We start from the raw sequence: 20,858 nt of genomic DNA, 5'->3' as shown, positions 1-20,858 counted from the left end.
GGATTAGAATTTGATTGTTGTACCCAGGGTGAATGTTTTGGGTAACGGATAGCGCGTACCGTCGCTGCTGGCCATTTCGGGGTCCCACACTTTTACATCATCCCACACCATGAGGTTGGTGCCGAGCAGGTACACCCGTAAACCGCGCAGCTTGAACCTGCTGGTGAGGGTTGCCGGCAGTGAGTATCCCAACTCCAGTGTCTTGAACCGCAAGTAAGCTCCATCTCTCAACCAAAAGGTAGAGGGGCGGTAATTGTTGGCATTGCCGCCGTAGCTGAGGCGTGGATATTTTGCGTTGGAGTTCTCTGCGGGCGTTTTTCCATCGGTGAGGTTGGTTTCCACCCAACGCGTTCCGGGCTCTACCACCTCAGCCAGGATATTGCCCCATCCGCTGTTTACAAACGGATACACGGTAGGTCCGTTGAGGAAGTAGGAGTTACGGCCGGCTCCCTGAAAATGCACGTTGAAGTCGATGCCTTTGAAACTGGCCGACAGGCCCATGCCATATTCGAGGGCAGGGCGCCAGCCGGCGCCTACGGGTACTATATCATCGTTATTGATCAATCCATCGCCGTTTACATCCTTGTACCTGATATCGCCGGGCATGTAGGTACCGAAAGTTTGCCTTGGACTGTTTCTGATCTCATCATAGTCCTTGAATAAACCGAGCGCGATCAATCCCCTGGTTTGCTCGGCGCGGTATCCCTTCTGCATCAGGTAAGGGTAGCTATTGTTTTGTTCATCACGCTCGAGTATCTCGTTCTTATAGTAGGTTATATTTCCTCTGACGGTGATATCTACCTTGCGGATATTTTTCCTTACGAAGAAATTTCCGTCGATGCCGCGGTTGTCCATCATACCTACGTTGGCCCAGGGCTGGCTGCTGATACCCACCATCGATGGCAGTTGGCTTCGCTGAATATAGATGTTGCGGCGTTTTTCCTGGAACACGTCGAGGGTGAAGGAGAAGGCGTTGTTGAACATCGCAACATCCAGTCCGAGGTTCTGCTTCCGGGCTACTTCCCAGGTAAGCGCATCAGACGCCACCTGCGTAAAGTACAATCCGGGATATACGTTGGGACTAACCGGTTCTCCAAAGTTGAAGGTGCCACCTCCTTCGATGGTACTGAGGTAAGCGAAGCGCAATGAACCGAAGTTATCGTTGCCCACCTCTCCTACCGAATAACGGACCTTAAAGAGATCGAGCCAGGTATAGTTATCTCGGATGAAATTCTCTTCGGCTACGTTCCAGCCAAATGCCACGGCGGGGAAGAAGCCAAACTGGTGACCTACCCGGAAGTTCTCCGATCCGGTATAGCCGAAGTTGAACTCGGCGAGGTAGCGATTCTTAAATCCATACATCGCCCTACCGGCGAGCGACAGGTTGCGGCGGGGCAATCCGTTCTTGATATCCGTACCCAGGTTCTGCGTTTGTCTTTGTTCGCGCACAAAGGTCTTCAGCAACCCTTCTACCTGGTGATCGCCCTTGAGGTTTCGGCTATAGCCCAACTCGGCTTCTGCCTGGTACACCCTTTCACCCCAGGAACTTGTTTCCTGTGTCATCAACTGCTCGCCGGAGAGGCGGTGCATGACGAGGTTGCCATTCCTATCGCGGCGGCGTTCTACATTGTATTGCTCGGGCCACTTGATACGGTTGATATCGTTGATGCTGTTGGCATCGAATGCCAGGCGTGCTGTAAAACGAAGCCCGCGGGTAACCATGTCGAGGCGCTGGTTAAGGGTAATATTCGATTCCGTTTTATTTTCCCAGTGCTCACGGAATCCGGTTTGGGTGGCCAGCACCCAGGGATTGGTTTGATTGCCGGTACCGTAAGCAGGGATTAGTCCGTTGGAGTATTTGAAGGGTATGGACACCGGCGATTGGCCGATCAATGAATACCAGATATTGAGGTTGTTGAGGCCCGGGAAGTTCTGCTTCTCGAGAAATCCAGACACACCCAGTGCAAGGGTTGTTGTTTTAGAGATGTCGAGATCATAGTTGAGTCGGTAGTTCCACCTCGACATATGGGCATTGGTCTTATAATCTTTCAATGCCTGATCGGTCTTGTACATACCCTCTTCGTTGACATAACTGGCCGATACGAAATAGCGGGCGATGGCTGCTCCGCCGGAGAGGTTGATGGCTGCGCGGTAGATATTGGCGCCATCCTTCAGCATTTTATTCTGCCAGTTCACATTGGGGTACAGGTCGGGATCCAGTCCTTCTTTGAACAGCTCCAACTCATTGGGGGTATAGATTGGCTCCTGGTTCCTGGTGATCTTCGCTTCATTGACGAGTTGCGCGTAGGAATAGCCATCCACAAATTTTGGGGTGCGGGTACGGGTTAAATAGCCATACTCCACCTTTCCGTCGACGTTGATCTTGCCAGCCTTACCTTTTTTGGTGGTGATGAGGATTACGCCGTTGGCGCCTCTTGACCCGTAGATAGCGGTTGCCGATGCATCTTTCAATACCGAAAAGGTTTGTATGTCTTCGATATTGATCTCGTTGAATGGTCTTTCAAATCCGTCAACATATACTAAGGCGGCCTGGTTGGCGCCGAAGGTGGAGATGCCGCGGATCCAGAACTCGGATTGATTGTTGCCGGGCTCACCGGATGTTTGCATGGCAATGATGCCGGGCACATTACCGGCCAGTCCATTGGTGATGTTGGCAGTGGGTGTGCGGAGGTCGTTCACATTGATCGAGGAGATGGCACCTACCACAGACAGCTTTTTCTGTGGACCAGCGGCCGTTACGATGACCTGTGTAAGTGCACTGGAGTCGGAGCGGCTGAGGCGTACATTGAGCAGCGATTTGGTGCCCAGTTTGATCTCCTGGTTACCAAATCCTACATAAGAAAATATGAGCGTGCTGTAAGGCTCTACTTTGATCGTGTACTGACCTTTTGAATTGGTCATGACTCCACCGCTCACCCTGTCTTTGATGGAAACGCTGACCCCTACCAGCGGGGCGTTGGCTTCATCGCTTACGGTGCCCGACACCTGTATGGGTTCCTGGGCGTGTGCAGTCACGAGACTACCGAACATTAACAGTAGTAATGTTATATATCTTTTCATTGTTGCAGTATTCTGGTTGGTCTGTGGTAGTATTTGGTATTTCAATTATTCGGTAGAGATGATCCTGATGCGCCGGTTCTTTTGATCGGCGACATAGAAGGTGCCTGTTTCGCGGTCGTAGATGATACCCATGGGGCGGTCGAACTGGGCGTCGCGCAGGGCTCCGTCGGAATAGCCGTATTTACCGGGGCGGCCGGCAAAGGTGCTCACAACTCCTTCGGGAGTAATTTTACGGATGACGTGGTTGAATACATCGCACACATAGAAGTTGTCGTTTTCGTCGAAGGCGCCCTGGTGCGGTGTATTGAAGCGGGCATCGGTACCTACTCCATCCATGTGGCCCGAACTTCTCCGGCCGCCGACAAAGTGCACGGGCGTTTCGAGCTGTCCGGTCTCCCGGTTGTACCTCGACTTCAGGATGTAATGTTGATTAACGACTACGATGTAGGCGAATTCGCCACTGGGTGCAAACTGGATGTTGAACTCCCAATTCACATCACCTATGCGAAAAAGTTCTTTGGATACTTTGGCCACTCGATCCCACTTGAAGATGGCACCGGTTGAATAGGCATTGAAGAAATAATCACCCGTTTGGGGTTGCGCCGCACCTCCATTGGTGGTTTGGCTATAGATGAGGGAAGTCCACCGGGAGAAGTTATCGGCCTTGGTTGCCACAGCGGTGCTAAGGCCTGTCCAATCCCACTGATCGTTGGTGATATACATGGTATCGAAGGTGGGGTTGAATGACAGGGTGCGGGGCCGGCCCAATCCATTCCCATTCCTGAACTTGGTGGTGACCTGCGTTTTAGCTGCATCGATCATGCGCAGGGCGCGTGATTCTTCGATGAGGTAGATGTTCTTCTCTTTATCGAAGGTGAGCCAATAGGGCTCTTCGAATTGTGCTTTGGCAATGGGTCCATCAACGATGGCTGTTTTACCATCTTTGTCGGTGAAGCCGGCCAGCGTACTTACAGAGGGTAGATAGATGTATTTGAATCCTTTAGGCGCCACCGTTTCTTTGGGTGCGGCATCTCCACCGATGATGACCTTTACATCACCTGTGCCAGCCTTGGAGGGCACGAGCACGTAGAGGGCATTGCCGTTGCTACCAATGACGCGTGCCGGATGGCCGTTGATATAGACCCTGATCAACGAGGTGTCGTAACCAAAGTTGGAACCGTAAATGATCATTTGGGTGTTGACGCCGCCGCTGTCGGGGGCGATGCGGTTGACTTCAACCGGCTTGGCGGGATCGTAAGGAATTCTGTTTTCGATCTCGCCTTTGTCGGAACAGGCGCAGACCAGCAACATGATGAGGGCAGCACATGGCCAGGCCCAATGCATCTCATAGGCAGTGTTAGTCTTCATACTCAATCGTTATTGCAGTCAGTCAATTTGATCCAAAATTACACGTCGCTTAAAATTGCGTTCTTTATTTTTGATCAAAATAGAGCCAATTTGACTCATTCGCCTTTACGCCCTTCCAGCCTCATCATGCGGGCTTTGCTGCTGCCAATAACGCTACTGCTATGCTTCTGCCATGGCTATGGCCAATCCATCTACTTCAGGCATTTCGAGATAGAGAATGGGTTATCGAACAACACGGTCATTACTTCTTTGCAGGACAAAGATGGCTTTCTATGGTTCGGCACTTCGGATGGTTTGAACCGGTTTGACGGGTATGATTTCAAAACCTTCCGGATCGACCCCAACCCTACTACCGGTTCCAACATCAATGCCATCTTCTATCTCTACCAGGATAAGAAAGGCACTCTGTGGGTGGGCGCCAATAAGGGGCTTTACTACTTCAACAAGCAAGACGAATCGTTTACCCGTTTACCCAATACGCAAAGCAAATGGGTTAGAACGATACAAAGCGATGCCGACAACAACCTGTGGTTCGTGGAAGGGAGTACGTTGTATAAGTACGACGTAAAAACAAAAGAGGTTAGCCATTATACCGAACCTGCGCTGAAGAATGTTACCACCCTGTATACTTCCAAAGATGGCACTTTATGGCTGGGCTGTGAAAGAGGGGTACTGGCCAGGTACCGGCGCAGCACGCAGCAGTTTGACTATTTTCATCCTTCACGCGACGAAGGCAATTACAACAATACGATCGAGTCGATCTGTGAAACCAGTAACGATCAGTTGTTGATCGGCACTTCGCTGACTGGACTAAAACGAATTGACATTTCGCAGGGTGTATGGACATCGGTACCCCTATTGCCCAACAACGAGGAGCGTTTGTTTGTGCGCAACATTCTTAGGGTGAGTAATACCGAATACTGGGTAGGCACGGAAGCCGGGTTGTTCATTTTCGATGATGCCACCGACAGCGCGCGACATCTTCATAAGATCACCGGCGACAAGTATTCGCTTAGTGACAATGCTATCTATTCATTGTGCAAGGATCAGGAAGGCGGCATCTGGGCAGGCACCTATTTCGGCGGCATCAATTATTTTCCCAACCATTCCCTGCAGTTCGAGAAGTTCTATCCCCAGCAACGGGAATCGGCCTTGCGCGGCAGCGTGGTGCGGGAAATGGTGCAGGACCAATATGGCAAGCTGTGGATTGGTACAGAAGACAAGGGGCTTGGCCAGTTTGACCCTTCGAAACAAGTATTCAACAACTACGGCGCCCATGGGAAACTGGCCTGGGGCCTGCCCACCAATATTCACGGACTGCTGGCCGATGGCGACAACCTGTACGTAGGCACTTTTGAGAATGGCCTGTATGTGGTAAATATCCCCAGCAATACCATCCGGCAGCACCAGGTGGCTTTTTCCAACAATGGCCTGAACAGTAACTACATTAACCTGCTCTATAAAACGCGCCAGGGGGCTGTATGGGCCTGTACATCGAACGGCATTTACCGATTTGATGTAGTGCAAAAGCGATTTTATGCGATTGAAGGGCTGCCGCGCAATTGCTTTTATTCGGCGATCCTGCAGGATACGAAGGGTCGCATTTGGATAGGCACGCACGATCAGGGAGTTTTTTATATTGACGGAACGACTTCCAGCAAACTGGCTATCCGTTATAAGGGCGGCCACCTGTTTGAGGAAACCAAGGTGGTCAATTTCCTGGAAGACCGGTTGGGTTACTTATGGATCTGCACCGAATCGGGTTTATTCAGGATGGGTGCTGGCAACCAGCTCACGAAAGTGTATGATTCGGAATCGGGCATGCCGAGCAATGTGGTTTGTAGTGTACTGGAGGACAGGCGCGGCAATTTATGGGCAGCAACTTCGAAGGGGCTGGTGTTGATCGACACCAGCGGACAGATTGGAAAAGTGTTCAGGCAAAGCGATGGCTTGCTGAGCAATCAATTCAACCATCGATCCGCTTTCAAAGACGAGGCGGGCAATTTCTATTTCGGCAGTCTCAAGGGTTTCGTGAAATTCAACCCCGAGCAGTTTGTCGTGAACAAGCATGTTCCTCCCATCTTCTTTACACGATTGCTGGTGTACAACAAAGAAGTGTCGACCAATTCACTCTACGCCTTTTCGGAGAACTTCATCCTCAACAGCTCTCCTATTCAACTTCCTTATCACCGGTCGACCTTTAGCCTTGATTTTGCCACCCTGAGCTATACTTCTACTGAAAACATTGAGTATGCCTATATGGTGGAAGGGATGGACGAGAAATGGAATTTTATCGGTAAAGACAGGAGGATCCACTTCAACAACCTATCGCCCGGCGATTACGTGATCAAGGTTAAATCAACGAATGGGTATGGTGAATGGATCGGCAATGAAAAACGCATTGCCATTGAAGTGACGCCTCCCTTCTGGAAAACAACCATTGCCTACCTAATCTACGCCATCGTTGCTGCCTGGCTCATTTACCTCTTTGCGCGGTTCTTCTACAACCGGCACAAAGAAAGGCAGGCTCGAAGGATGGAACTCTTTGCGATGCACAAAGAAAAAGAGCTTAATCAATTCAAGATAGACTTCTTTACCAAAGTGGCGCATGAGATCCGCACGCCGCTCACGCTGATCAAGGCCCCGATGGACAAGCTGTTCAAATCCATTGAAAGGTTGCCCGACCTGAAACATGAGGTTGTGGTGATGAACAAGAATACCGACCGGTTGCTTACCCTGATCAATCAGCTGCTGGATTTCCGGAAAGTAGAATCGGGCAATTATTTCCTGCATACCGAGCCGCGCGACCTGGTGGTTATCGTGGAGGAGCTGTTCAACAATTTTCAACCCAAGGCAGATAGAAAAGGGATCGACTATTCGCTGGTTATCGAACAACGGCCAATAGTCTGTAACATAGACGAAGAAGGCATCATCAAGATCGTCGGCAATTTGCTGGACAATGCGATCAAGTATTGCCATTCGTACATTATGGTGAATGTGGGCCTGCGGCCTGCTACGGGTGCTTCACCAACTCTGGCTGTTGTGCGGGTGGTGAATGACGGAGACCTCATTGCAGAAAAGGACCGCGTATACATTTTCGATGCCTTCTTCAGCTCAGGCAATAGCAGCCAGGTAGAGAGTACGGGCATCGGACTCTCGCTCGCACGGTCACTCGCGCTATTGCATAAAGGCAGTCTGGAGTATTCGGTTGACACGTCCCATAATGTGTTTACGTTTGTGGTGCCGTTATTTTAGTCATCATCATCCTTTTTCTTGTTGATTGTCAGAAATGCTGCCCTTGTAGGTGACGGTGCACTTTCTCCCTTTAAACCCAGCCACAGGATTTCGTTAAAGATTAAATCCGGAACGGCATCTTCTTTAGACCAATCGAACTTACTGCTTAATTGCGCCAGCTTTCCGGCTGTTGGATTCTTCTCGTTGAGGTCAACGTTGGCAGGAACATGATCGAATGCCGTGTAATCGGGCTTATTTGTAAACGACCGCCACATGGGTTTTGCTGCAGCATCAAATTGTGTCATGGGTTTCATGCCGAGAATGAGTTCAATCGTCCTAAGCATGCCCGAAGTGGAATACATTGTATGGTCAACAGATCTTCTCTTCACAAAAGGGCTGATTACATAAGCAGGGCTTCTGTGTGCGTCAATGTGATCGGGACCGTTCTGGGCGTCGTCTTCCAAAATAAAAACAGCACATTCTTTCCAAACCGGGCTTTTGCTGATATAATCTATGAACATGCCCACTGCCAAGTCATTGTCGGCCACATGTGCATATGGCGTTTTTTTACCCGCCCGCATACCTTCTGTATGATCATTTCCAAACCGAAGTGTGGTTAATTGCGGTACTTTTCCTATCCTCATCAACGAATCAAAATCGGCTACCCATTGTCTGAATCGGGTTGTATCGGCGATGCTCAGATTATAACCGGCATATTTTGTGGCAACATGACCTTCCAATGATCTTACAGTGGCCTTCCCATTATCTGCAAACTCACCATACGTTCTATAAGTTACCTGGTGACGTTTTGCATTGTCCCAGATAAAACCATCCCGGTTGTTTGCTATCTCTCTTTCTCCTTCACCACCGTAGGTGCCGCCCCTTCCTCCGTAACTGGAAGGCCAGGTTTTCTCCAGGTAGTCGGTAGCATAGGCACCCATACTCCAGTTGTGTCCATCGGCACTCACTTCAGCATCCACATAAAAATTATCCAACAGAACAAACTCCTTCACGATCTTATGCTGATTGGGAGTTATTTTTTCTCCAAACAGACATAGATTCGGATCACCATTTCCCTGGGGCAGATCACCTAATACCTGGTCGTAGGTGCGGTTTTCCTTGATAACATAAAAAACGTACTTTATGGGAGAAGCCTCTCCTACCTTCATCGGAATAGGATTTCCCGGTTCACCTTCTGCATTCAACTCTTTATCTTTTGAATAAGGCGTATTTTGATAAACCGCTTGTGTATAAGCAGACGACACTTCCGTACCGGGTTTGTCTATAAAACTCAATGTTCCCTTGAAGAGACCAGCAATGTATTGTATCTCTTTGGGTTTATCCTGATCGCCTGCATGGCGCTCTACTTTCTCTTTCTTATCCGTAGGATTCGGCCCCTGGGGATTGGCTCTGGAGGTAAGTCCCTTTCCATTGGTTACCAATATCTCTCTACCAACCACTTTAACATTGGTTGGATACCATCCAACCGGAATGAACCCTTTTGAAACAGATGTTCCCGGATTACTGACATCGAAAACTGCCAGGCAGTTATTATCGGCATTGGCTATATACAGTGATTTTTCATCTTTAGAAAGCGCAACCCCATTACTTGTTGATCCACTGGGTGCATTGGGGTATAAAGCAGCATTTAGCGTCTCCACGACCTTTCCTTCCTGTGTGTTAATAACAGATACCGAGTTATCGTTGGCGTTGGCAACGTACATCCATTTCCCGTTCCTGGTACAAGTAATTTCATTGGGGTGACTTCCTACAGGTATCTCTTTCTCTACTTTATTGCCTGCCGTATTCCACACCAACAACTTTTTTGATCCCCAAACACTGATGTATAGATGTTCCCGGTCGGGCGACAATTTACAGGTATATCCTTCAGCGCCTAGATCTGTCTTTGATTTGACAGTTTTGTTCTGAAGGTCTATTACATACAGCTGTTTGTCTTCCCTGGTTACTACGTATAGCTCTTTTCGCACTTTATCATCTACATCCAGCCCAGCCACGCCTATTTTGTTTGGCCAGGGCTTGCCTAATACCATTGAATCTTTGAGAGACAATTTGCCTTTAAGAACACTATAGATCCTGATCATATTGTCGTGCCCTCCCGACACATACAACAGGTCATCTTTGGAACCAAAGGCCAACCCGTACCAGGATTTTGCAATTACGATGCTGTCTATTTTCTTCTTTTGAACAATATCGACCAGCTCAATGGTCTGTGTACTTTGCCCGTTGTTGGTTACAGCGGCCAACTTTTTATTGTGACTGATCACCAGGTTTAGCGGCAGGTCTCCCAACTGAACCTGTGTTCCTGCAGGCGTTAGCGTCCAGCCATTCGGCAACCCTGTTTTACGCATTTCCAATTCCTGCATAACTTTATTCTGTGCAAAAAGCACAGCAGGCATGATCCATAAGCACTTAACAAGCAATAGAACTTTTAATTTTCTCATGGTGCATAATTATTCTAACTCTGCATAAATACAGGATGAAAATATAAAATTAAAAATAACTTAACCTTCGCATTCTCAAAATGCTCTTTGCAGCAGTACCAGGGCGACAATAAATCCGAATGGAGTGAGGTAACAAAGTGGAGCAATCTTTTTAAACACATAATTGCTATTTTCCGGGCTTCCAGGGTTTTCTATGCAGGTATTGAGATTTTTTTCTGTATTTGCCAATAATGTCCAAACGGGTCTTTGAACATTGCCTGTCTGTAACCGTACTCATGGTCGGTAACAGGACTAATTTCTATTCCACCTGCTGACAGACCGCGGTCAAAGACTTCCTGAACATCACTCACAAACAAACCGATAATGGTTGTTACGCCTTTGGCACCGATAGGTTCCAGTGCCTCAAGCCAACGCACTGTTTCATGAAGGTGAAAGATAGCACCGTCTATTTCCAACTCTGCAACATGAATACTACCATCGTCATTTCTCAACACAAAATGTTCGATCGCCCCAAATTTCGTATAAAAATCAATGTTGAGCGTTCCATTGGGAATGTGTAGCTCGGGAGCAAAATATGGTTTACTATTTTTTGTTTCTATGGCTGTCATAAAATGTGCATTAAATTCAGGTTGTCAATTGTACATGCGCAGTCGCCTAACGTTACCGGCAGTACTTAAATATACGCAATAGTATTTAGTGCAGGGTATTTTGATGCCCTTGCCCTGTCTGTCCGCCGCGTACCTAACATCGGCGCATAAAAAAGAGGTTACCATTGCTGATAACCTCTCCCAGTGACCCCGCTTGAACGATTGCCGACCAACTATTACGAGGAATTGAAACTACCATATTACTTAATGGTACTGATAATCAAAGAATAATGCAGCCCCTTGGTTTTGTCGCCCGCTCCGTCATTTTTTGATCAACCAATCTTCAACAGCTCTTGAAAAATCGGCTACATCAATCGGGTGCCTGCTGGTGATAATGTTACCATCAGTAACTACGGGTTCATCGGTTACAGTTCCCCCTGCATTTTTCAGATCAACCTGGATATTCCAGTAGCCCGTTAGTTTTTTCCCTTTCAGGACATCGGCTGATGCCAACACAACCGGCGCATGACAAATGGCCGCGATTAGCTTTCCTGACTTGTTGAAGTCCTGAATGAATTTGATCACATCTTTATCATAGCGAAGGTTATCGGGATTCCAGGCGCCACCGGGTATAAATACAGCATCATAATCGCTTACTTGCACCTGGTCGGCCGTGCGATCGAATTTGATCCATCCTACAGGCTGCAGATACTGGATAGCCATAATGTGTGTTTTTGACATCTCCGGGTAGCTCAGCCCGTATCTTGCCGGAGCGGGATTAAACTTAGGTGCCACGATGTCGACCCTGGCCCCCAATTGTTTGAAATACCAAACGGGTCCTGTTAATTCGATCTCTTCGAAACCATCTGCTGCTATCACGGCTATCTTCTTTCCCTGCAATGTCTTTTCTTTAACAGGTGTGAAGAAAAAAGCTTTCAATGCCTCGTTGCCGGGTGCGTTCAGCAATTGAGATACAGGCATATTGACAATGGCTGCAGAAGTAGTGAGTTGATTTACTACTTCCAGTTCATGCGACTTTACTTGTTCAGGTTTCATTTTTGTCTGGGCGTTTAAATTAACTAGAGAAGATAGGCTTAAGAGACCTGTCATCAGGATATGATAGTTCGGTTTCATCTTTTGAATGTTTTGATTTTAATGGAATGGAGTTTTTTTATTGGCGCAGAACCGGTGCAAACTCAATTAACCTGTGAAGGCCTGCCTGGAAAGGCTGCTTTTTGATGCTGGTATTCAGGTAATCGATCACAGGTTGTATCGGCGGAAATTTCAGGTGATATTGAAACGCTTCTTCGTTCCTGAATTTTTCATACGTAACGAACTGTGTATTGTCATCTTCCAATTGAGAAAGTTGGTAATTGATAACACCCGGTTCGCTTCGGAATTGCGGCATCGCCGTGTGATAGACCGCTTTAAAATTATCCTCCGTTCCCGGTTTTGCGTCCACAAACAACATAATGGTAAGCGGCTGGTCCATTTTTCCGGCACCACTGCGCCATTGCGGTTTGGGCAGCGGTTCAAGGTCTTTTATGTAGATCGTCTTTGCCGATTGTTTCAGTGAATTACGTGATAAAGATTCGATGGTTTTGAATCCTTCACTTCTACTGGCTTCGTCCAACCCGGCTTTGTTGCTCCATCTTTCAATAACCCACAGCACTGAACTATCTGCCTGCTCATAATAGGCTTCTGATAAAACGTTCATCTCCGACTTCAGCGAATGGAATACATAGTCGCTTACCGCCTGGCGGAATGCGGTCTGGAATTCCGGCTGTACTTCATAGCGGATCATGCGTGCCACAACGCTATCCGATCGGTCGGGGTTCCCCTGTTCACCAATTTTGAGCAACAGACCAGAAAGCTCATGCGGTCTCGACAGAAACGGGGAATGGCTGGTATTGACAGAATAGATCGTTTTGATACCCGCTCCGGCAATCATACGGTCCTGAAGCCCGGGTGAAATCACGATATCCTGGAGTGTTTTAATGTACACTTTCTCCACTGCACCGAAATTTTCCCGGGTCAGCGTAACCTTACCGGTAAAGGGAATGGCCGGCTCAGGACGATAGTTCTTAATTACACGCTGTTTGTCGATTTCGGAACCGTCACCAATAAAAAGGTAAGTGAGGCTATCCCGTTTCACATCGAGTGTTAACTGATCCGCCGAAGGAACCAGCAAAGGCCCCAGCTTGGAGTCAGGGTCCGAAAATGCGAGATCAGTCAGCGCCTGTCCCGAGGAAGGAAGAAAAGCTCCGATGTACACCAGCTTCCTGATCTTTGAAGGTATCTTCTCCGCCACCTGAGTTATTACCATTCCACCCATGCTATGCCCCACCAGGATCACATTGCTGTCTTCTTTTGAGATCGCTTCGATCACCTTATCCCTGTATACATCGAGGGTAAGTTGATGCGGCGGTATTGTATCGGAACCGTGGCCCGGAAGTTCCACGATCACTACTTTGTTTCCGCTTTTTGACAGATCAGCCTGCACTGAATCCCAAACATACGGGGCTTGCCATGCTCCATGTACGAGTACATAGGTTTGCGGTATAGCAATCGGATCTTTCTCCTCGTTCATACATCCGGCTGCGATTGATAGAACTGCTGCTGTTGAAAGCAGTGATTTAACCGTTTTTTTCATTTTAGTTTGTCTTAAATGATGCTGTTCGTTTACTCGTTCTTATCTGGAGCAGGTATATCAAATCCATTTAAAATGATTGCAATAAGGCTATAGCCGCCAATCAGAAAGTAAAGCTCTGCCACGCCATCCTGTCCAAGCAGTTCTACTGCCTGTTTATAGGTAGAATCCGGAATAATATGACCGCTCACCAGGGAACAGGCAATAACATGAGCAATGCCTTCTTCGTCATTAAGGCCATATGGATGGCCTCCGGCTGCCAGGGCTGCGATATCTGTTGGCGAAATACCGAACGCTTTAGCCATGATCTCATGTGCATACAGTTCGAAGCGGGCTCCAAAGGCGCCTCCTACTGTAAGTATGGCTACTTCGCGAACTGTTTTTGCCAATGTAGCCTGTGTGTCGAGTGTTCGAAGAAAGCTCAATGCAGGTATGCCAAACTGTGGATAATGCAGCATTGGCGGAAAAGGTCCCAGCAATGCTCCTGCCTGATCGAGCATGTTCACCTGGCTTTGACTCCGGCCAACGAGACCGGCAATTTCGTCATGCACATAACGAACTTCGGGGCTTAGCCTGTCTGGCGGCAAAGGCTTGATACGCATAGTTGACATTTCGGTATTAAACATTTTCATCGGTAAACTGTCCGTCTATCAGGATAAAAGCCATCCGGCAAATCTTACCGGAGCGGTTTGCCCAGGCGTGGTTGGTGCCGCATTGAATAACTATATCGCCGGCCTGTATAGTTGCTTCTGCACGGTCTAGAACCAGTGTTATCTCGCCTTCCAGCACGATGCCATAATCCACTGTCTGTGTCCGGTGCATTAATGGGTGAGGTGCACCTTCTGCGGACGTGGAAGCTTTTTCATCTCCCATCGCTCTGAATTTAGTGGCTGCTTCCGTTGCTGTCAACTTCCGTATTTCTTCACTTTCCGGTGGGAACTCAATAACACGCATCCTCGTTCCTTTTTTGGGTGGTGGCAACACCAATCCATTTTCATGAGGCTCCCTGGATTGAGGATGAATTAAAGCAGGCGTCTCCAGCGTGTGCCATACTTCGAAAAAGGTAGGCCCTCCGGTGCCGCCGACCAATTGGGTATGCACAGGTGGCGCATCTGAAATAATGATAGCTTTCCCATCGGCATCGTGACCTGTCACGACGCGTCTGAATGTTTTTTGTGGCAGATTCATGATTATTGTATTTAGCTGTTCCTTGATTTTTTGAAGACAAACACACCGAGGTAGTGAAACAGCACGCCTACTGCCCATGCGGGAGTAGCCCATAATGGCCATGGATACGTTCTATCGGTTAAATACCATATTATCCAGATAGCCGGAATGGCCAGCAGAAATACAATCAGGTGAATTTTGAACCCTTTTGCTGCCTGGGCGGGCGTAGTGGTGGCCCATTGATTTGAATGTGTCATACGAATGGTTTAGCCCCGTTGTGGCGATTTGTATGCCATTCACTCAAAACAACAAAGAGCAAAAAATAAGCGTTAGTAATACTCTGTAAATCAATTCACCCACATCAACAGGTGAAATTTAAGCGAGAAGAGAGGAAGTGTTACACCCCGAAAATATCGGGGGCAATCCTTGGAAGCCCCGAAAATTCCGGGGCATTTCGTTATAAAGGCTATAAGTTTTCAGGAGTGTCGATAAAATCCTGCCTTTTGATATTCAGTTTCGCCATTTTCGATTCGAGGGTGCTGGGTTTGATGTTCAATAACTCTGCGGCGCCCCCCGCACCGCGTATACGGCCTTTTGTTTTCTTCAGCATGGAAGTAATGTATTCCCTTTCTGTTTGCTGCTGAAAATGCTTTACCTCTTCAAATGTATTGATAGCGGCTCTTTCGGTAGATTCGGGCGTTGACAAACTAAAACTCCGCATTAATTGCAATTTAGATCTGCCATCGTTGAGCACAACAGATTGCTCAATAACATTTTCGAGTTCGCGAATATTTCCCGGCCAGTTATACGCATACATTTTCTCCATCATCGAATCAGCAATGCCATTAAATGGCTTGTTCAAGGCGTCGCAAAATTTGTGTGCAAAGAATAGTACCAGGGCTTCGATATCGCTTTTTCGTTCACGAAGTGGCGGCAGTGTAAGCGGAAACACATTCAACCGGTAATACAGATCAAGCCGGAAATTCCGTTCTGCAATTTCCTTTTCCAGGTTTCGGTTAGTCGCTGCCACTATGCGGACGTTGACTTTAATAATCGTACTACCACCTACGTATTCGATCTCCCGTTCCTGCAAAACACGCAATAATTTCACCTGCATGCTTGGTGGCAATTCCCCGATCTCATCTAAAAAGATGGTTCCCCCATCAGCCAGCTCAAATTTTCCCTTCCTTTTTTCAATAGCACCGGTAAAAGCCCCTTTTTCGTGACCAAACAACTCTGACTCTATCAATGTTGGCGGAATAGCTGCACAATTCACCTTTATAAAAGGGCCATTTTTCCGGGGCGAAAGCAAGTGAATGGCCTGTGCCACTCTTTCTTTCCCCGTGCCGCTTTCACCCAATATCAAAACGGACGTGTTATAAGGCGCAACCTGCGCTGCCAGGTCCAGCGCCGACAGTAATAAATGATGGTTGCCGATAATGCCTTTAAATGCCTTATTGTCCGTCACCTCCCCCTGCTTCTTTTTAGTTGTAACGGGCTGACGAATACGTGCAGGAGAAGATGTTTCAGCATATACCGTTTTATTTGCTACCTCTTCCAGGCAAGTTTTCAACCGGTTTAACAGGGCGATATGATCTTTATTGTAGATGTCAACGTGCCGGCTATAAAAGAAGTAATGTACAGACAATCCATAGCCAAGCGCCACGGGGAATGCGAGATAGGATTCCATCCGCAACCAATCCATCAGTTTTTTTTGCAGAAAATTGTTAATCGTGCTTTCCGTTAATCCGCGATTATAAATATTGGCATAGCTGTCGCTATCGCTGTTTTCAATGATGTCGGAAATTGCTGCCAAGTTCAAACCTGAGATGGTCATCCACTCTTTTTCACCAATAAACTGGTATTCATCGAATCCGGTACGCAAATACCCTGTATCGGTGAAATGATTTGTATCCAGCGGCCTGATGCCGCACGCAATAAAATCAAATGGTATGTAAGATTGCATCGCCTCCGCAATCTTCAGCAGCAATTGCCGGGCTTCTAACCCTTCATTACTTATTTCCGTTATACTTTTCTGCAACAGGTCTTCGCGCCTCAGTTTTGATTCAAAGCTATGTTGATGCAGATACCAGGCAATTTCCAGCGCAACCAGCAGATCCTTTGCCCTGACCGGCTTCACCAGGAACCCATAAGGCTCTGTTGTCTTTGCTTCTTCTAGTATTGTCTGGTTTGCATAGGCAGACAAGTAAATAAAAGGAATATGATCGGCCCTTAATTTCCGGGCGATATCGATACCCGATAATTTTCCCTTAATCCTGATATCAAGTAGTACCAGATCCGGCTTATCCTGGTGAATATACTCCTGCGCTTCCCGGGCCGAAACAGCAACACCGATTACCGTATAACCGGCTTCCTCCAATATCATCTGCAGGTTGTTGGCTACAATAAATTCGTCTTCTACGACAAGTATTTTTTTAGTCATACGACTCGTTATTTAAAGCGCTAAACCGGACCGATATATGCAGACCTTTGTTGCTTTCAATAGTAAGTGTTCCATCCAGTTGCCTGGTAAGCCCACGCATCAAACTAAACCCCAATGAACCCCGCCTTGACACGTTAACATCCGCAGGCAGTCCGATACCATTATCTGATATCGTGAGCACTAAATAGTCGGAGTCGCTATCTTTCAACCCAATCCGAACGATCCCATGCTGACGTCCGGAAAAGGCATATTTAATGGCATTTACAATGCCCTCGTTAATGATCAGCCCCAACGGGATCGCTTTCGCCACGTCCAGTTTCAATGGTTCAATATTTTGTTCAATTACAGTACGGCTGCCTGTATCAAAGCTGTCCTGCAGGTAGCTAACCAGTTCATCTATATAATGCGGCATATCGATAGAGGACGTATTTTCGGATTGATAAAGCTTTTGGTGGATCAGGGAGATAGCCTGTACCCTTCGCTGGCTATCATTTATGGCTGTAAGCGCCGCATCATTGTCGATATACCTGGACTGGGAATCGAGGAGACTCATGATGATCTGAAGATTGTTTTTGACCCGGTGATGTATCTCTTTCAATAACCACTCTTTATCTGTTACCAGGTTCTGCAGTTGTTCGTTTTTATGGGTAATTATTCTATTGCTCTTTTGTTTTAAACGGGTTTGGCGGTATAACAGCCCTGCAATGATAATCGCTGCAATAATACCGGCAAGGGTTAAATTCTTTATAAGTCTTGATTGTTTTGCTTCTTGATTCAATACAACTATCTGACCTTCTTTTTCCTGTGTTTCGTAGTTGACCTGGAGCTCTTCCGCCTGTCTTACTTTTGTTACGCTAAAGTTGGAATCCAGCAATTTTATGTATTCCTTATAGTGGGATATCACTGCTTCTTTATCCCCCAGCGCCGAATCGGTAGCAATCAGTAAACTATATACGTTCAACTTATTCATCAGCGCGTGATGGCCATAAGAAGGTATTTTGAAATAAGTTTCGAGATATTCCTTCGCTTTTCGATATTGCCCGCGCTTAAAAAACAGTTCAGCAAATCGTTCATTGACCGCAGATCTTCTGAAAGGTCCCCGGACAGCTTCAGCCAGTGTTTCCAGCGAATCCAGCTTTTGGATATGTATTTCGGCGGAGTCTAATTGGTTCATGTTTAAATAACAGGTTGAAAGCAGGGAGTGATAAAAGAACAAGTCTGAAATACTAACCGGGGGAGACACCTCTTTAGAAATCTGCGACACAAAGTGGAGCGCTTCCTTTGCGCGGCCTTCCTGATGCATCTGTTGAATTACAATATTCAGGATATTGTACACGGCGGGGTTACGGTCTATCTCAAATCGCCTGATTGATTTTTGCGCCATGGCAATTCCCTCTTTCTGTCTGCCCTCGGAATCATATAGAATGGCCAGCCGGCCATAAAAAAGGGCCCAACCGATACTATCACGACAGTTTTCGGCAACTTTAATTGTTTGACGTATATATCTCAATGGATCACCGAATTTTCCCTGATATATCGTGATGTTGGCCAGCGACTCTGTCATGTAATGGGTATAAGGATACTGAATAGATTCTGCCAGCGATAACGCTTTCAAAGCAAGATCATGGGAATTTTGTAATTGTCCGGATGCCAGAAAAACATAATTCAGATCCATCAATAAATTGATCTCAGATTCGATATCACCTATGCTGTGATACAGGTCGGCAGCCTGTTGCAAGTCGGTCAGTTTCCTTTGGAACGTGGTTGGCCTGGGGACTGTATACATACCACGATAAGCAATTGCCCTGGCTTCAGTTTCTTTATCACCGGCTTTCCGGCATTGATCTATCAGCAGATGATAGATCGAATCGCTTTTAGGATCTTCCGCCTGCAAGTATATTTTTCCCAGCAGGCAAAGCGCAATACGTTTCCACTTTTCCTCCTTAAGGGCTTTACTTTCTGTTATCGCTTTATTTAGAAAATATTCAACACTGTCTTTGTACCGGGAATAACCAGCGGGCTGAAAAACATAATAGGAGCCAAGCAGCAGCAATAATTGCAAATGTCTTTTGCCGGTTACTTTTGAAAGCGATCGAATGGCTGTGTTTGGGTCGCTATGATCGATCCATTTGGACTGCTCCCGCAATTTTTCATCGCCAAATCCCTCTGCTAAGATGGAAAACCGGCTTAAGCCCAGATACCGACTGGCTATTAATAAGCAACTGTCCTGATCGGTCAGCGCCTCCTTGGCAACATAGAGATAGGTCGAGCTAAGCCACAAATTCAGCCGTTGCCAGGATTCTTTATCCTTGTCAGGCGGGTAATAGGAATACGCTGAGGCCTCCGGCTTTACCGTCGATTGGGATCGGGCTCCGGCTGATAACAATAACCCGGACAGCAGACCAATTAGAACCGCCTTGGACATGGTTTAATTTTTGGGAGTGGTTTAGCCGACCGGAATGGCCAGCGTATAGTGTTCCCAATTTAACAAATTAACCGGTGATGCCAAAGGGTAATAAGGCGCTCGTCTGCAAAACAGCATATAATTCTATTATCCATTTTTGCAGGAGAAACAATGATCGCACCCATTCCTCTTGTTTCCGAAACTACATCAGTTATTGGGAAAAGCGATCAGTTATTAAATGCAGCTAACACACAGTATAGGTTCCGGTTAACTTGCCATCAAATCAAAACCATTTATATGAAAAAAGTAAAAACCTTATTTTCTGGCTCCCTATTGTTATTATTATTCGCCTGTCAAAAAAGCGATATCATTTCATCCGAATCAAAAGCAACAACGGAAAAGCCGGCTACTGAAGGAGACAATAAAGGGGCAAAATCAATTACACAAGGCCGCTTTAATGGCACTTATGTGGACACCTGGCATTACAGCACGCCGCAACTGTATATTTTCAATGGCAGCCAGTATGCGCGTTATGATGTGCTAGCCAACACCTTTATGGGTACCAATACAATTGCTGCAGGGTATGCCGCCGTGCCCTTTTCATCGATCGACGCTGCCTATGTGGACACCTGGCATTACAGCACGCCACAATTGTACCTTTTCAGTGGCACTCAGTATGCGCGTTATGATATTCTAACCAACACCTTTATGGGAACCAATTCGATCGGGGCAGGATATGCAGGTGTTCCGTTTGCAACGATTGATGCGGCATATGTCGATACCTGGCATTACAGTACCCCGCAATTATACCTGTTCAATGGTTCACAGTATGCACGATATGATATTCTGACGAATACATTTATGGGAACCAATTCGATCGTGGCAGGATATGCGGGCGTGCCCTTTTCATCGGTCGACGCCACCTATGTGGACACCTGGCATTACAGTACTCCACAATTATATCTCTTCAACGGAGACAACTATGCCCGGTACGATATTCTATCCAACACCTTCCAGGGAACAAACCTGATTTCGAATGGCTATGCGGGCGTGCCGTTTTAATGACCCGAGGTAAAGCCATCCCTCAACAGAGACGCTGGTAAACAATTACTACCAGCAACAAAAAAAGAGGTTCGCTAAGCGAACCTCTTTTTCGTGACCCCCCTGGGACTCGAACCCAGGACCTACTGATTAAGAGTCAGTAGCTCTAACCAACTGAGCTAGGGAGTCTAATCTTCCTTTTCCATCCGGCGGCGAACCGCTTTTCCGTAAAAGGGATTGCAAAAGTAAGGGAAATCAACTAAATGGAACAAACTTCTTTCAAAAAAATTGCCCGACCCCTAGGCTTTTTTTCCGCACAGAATTTTCCAGCACCTTTCTCACCTTTTACCAACAGTTCAAAAATTATACTACCGCCCCACCCGCCGTTTTATTTTTTAGCATTGAATTTGCATATGCTCGT

At 47.1% G+C, this 20,858-nt stretch carries 13 protein-coding genes and 1 tRNA gene; 2 read left to right on the top strand and 12 right to left on the bottom strand.

What is annotated here, in order from left to right:
• Window positions 1-3 precede the first annotated feature (3 nt).
• Both P2H89_RS25730 and P2H89_RS25725 read right to left on the bottom strand, forming a co-directional pair.
• Entirely contained in the window at window positions 4-3,081 is a 3,078-nt protein-coding gene (locus tag P2H89_RS25730) for a TonB-dependent receptor (RefSeq protein WP_275832458.1), read from the bottom strand.
• 45 nt (window positions 3,082-3,126) lie between these two features.
• Window positions 3,127-4,449 (bottom strand): IPT/TIG domain-containing protein, encoded by a 1,323-nt coding sequence (locus P2H89_RS25725; protein WP_275832456.1) that lies wholly within the window; start codon window positions 4,447-4,449, stop codon window positions 3,127-3,129.
• Window positions 4,450-4,539: 90 nt separating this feature from the next.
• Here P2H89_RS25725 and P2H89_RS25720 point away from each other — a divergent pair, with 90 nt between their 5' ends.
• Complete coding sequence (locus P2H89_RS25720) at window positions 4,540-7,704, top strand: sensor histidine kinase (RefSeq protein ID WP_275832453.1); 3,165 nt, start codon at window positions 4,540-4,542, stop codon at window positions 7,702-7,704.
• Here the strand turns inward: P2H89_RS25720 and P2H89_RS25715 are convergent.
• The 9 genes from P2H89_RS25715 to P2H89_RS25675 all read right to left on the bottom strand — a co-directional run bounded on the left by P2H89_RS25715 (window position 7,701) and on the right by P2H89_RS25675 (window position 19,417).
• Complete coding sequence (locus P2H89_RS25715; RefSeq protein ID WP_275832451.1) at window positions 7,701-10,145, bottom strand: bifunctional YncE family protein/alkaline phosphatase family protein; 2,445 nt, start codon at window positions 10,143-10,145, stop codon at window positions 7,701-7,703. The two genes, P2H89_RS25720 and P2H89_RS25715, sit on opposite strands and share 4 nt — an antisense overlap.
• A gap of 191 nt (window positions 10,146-10,336) precedes the next feature.
• Window positions 10,337-10,753, bottom strand: coding sequence for a VOC family protein (locus P2H89_RS25710; RefSeq protein WP_275832448.1), 417 nt, complete (start codon window positions 10,751-10,753; stop codon window positions 10,337-10,339).
• A 300-nt stretch (window positions 10,754-11,053) separates the two neighbouring features.
• Window positions 11,054-11,788 (bottom strand): type 1 glutamine amidotransferase domain-containing protein, encoded by a 735-nt coding sequence (locus P2H89_RS25705; RefSeq protein ID WP_275832446.1) that lies wholly within the window; start codon window positions 11,786-11,788, stop codon window positions 11,054-11,056.
• A gap of 115 nt (window positions 11,789-11,903) precedes the next feature.
• On the bottom strand, window positions 11,904-13,385 hold the full coding sequence (locus tag P2H89_RS25700) for an alpha/beta fold hydrolase (RefSeq protein ID WP_275832444.1): 1,482 nt from the start codon (window positions 13,383-13,385) through the stop codon (window positions 11,904-11,906).
• Window positions 13,386-13,414: 29 nt separating this feature from the next.
• Window positions 13,415-13,984, bottom strand: a complete 570-nt coding sequence (locus P2H89_RS25695) for a hypothetical protein (RefSeq protein WP_275832441.1) — start codon at window positions 13,982-13,984, stop codon at window positions 13,415-13,417.
• A gap of 16 nt (window positions 13,985-14,000) precedes the next feature.
• Window positions 14,001-14,570: a cupin domain-containing protein gene (locus P2H89_RS25690; protein WP_275832439.1), complete on the bottom strand. Its 570-nt coding sequence runs from the start codon at window positions 14,568-14,570 to the stop codon at window positions 14,001-14,003.
• An 11-nt stretch (window positions 14,571-14,581) separates the two neighbouring features.
• A complete protein-coding gene (locus tag P2H89_RS25685) occupies window positions 14,582-14,806 on the bottom strand; it encodes a 2TM domain-containing protein (RefSeq protein ID WP_275832437.1) in 225 nt (74 codons plus the stop codon).
• Between the two features lie 209 nt (window positions 14,807-15,015).
• Window positions 15,016-16,992 (bottom strand): sigma-54 dependent transcriptional regulator, encoded by a 1,977-nt coding sequence (locus tag P2H89_RS25680; RefSeq protein WP_275832435.1) that lies wholly within the window; start codon window positions 16,990-16,992, stop codon window positions 15,016-15,018.
• Window positions 16,985-19,417, bottom strand: a complete 2,433-nt coding sequence (locus tag P2H89_RS25675) for a sensor histidine kinase (protein WP_275832433.1) — start codon at window positions 19,415-19,417, stop codon at window positions 16,985-16,987. Before P2H89_RS25675 ends, P2H89_RS25680 begins: the two co-directional genes overlap by 8 nt.
• A 276-nt stretch (window positions 19,418-19,693) precedes the next feature.
• Here P2H89_RS25675 and P2H89_RS25670 point away from each other — a divergent pair, with 276 nt between their 5' ends.
• On the top strand, window positions 19,694-20,458 hold the full coding sequence (locus tag P2H89_RS25670) for a hypothetical protein (RefSeq protein ID WP_275832431.1): 765 nt from the start codon (window positions 19,694-19,696) through the stop codon (window positions 20,456-20,458).
• Between the two features lie 94 nt (window positions 20,459-20,552).
• On the opposite strand, the gene P2H89_RS25665 is transcribed toward P2H89_RS25670, so the two are convergent.
• Window positions 20,553-20,626, bottom strand: a tRNA-Lys gene (locus P2H89_RS25665).
• Window positions 20,627-20,858 lie beyond the last annotated feature (232 nt).

The organism is Paraflavitalea sp. CAU 1676, from assembly GCF_029223285.1.
Classification (GTDB): Bacteria; Bacteroidota; Bacteroidia; order Chitinophagales; family Chitinophagaceae; genus Paraflavitalea.
The sequence above is the reverse complement of the archived record's forward strand: the minus strand, read 5'-3'. Positions and strand labels throughout refer to the sequence as shown.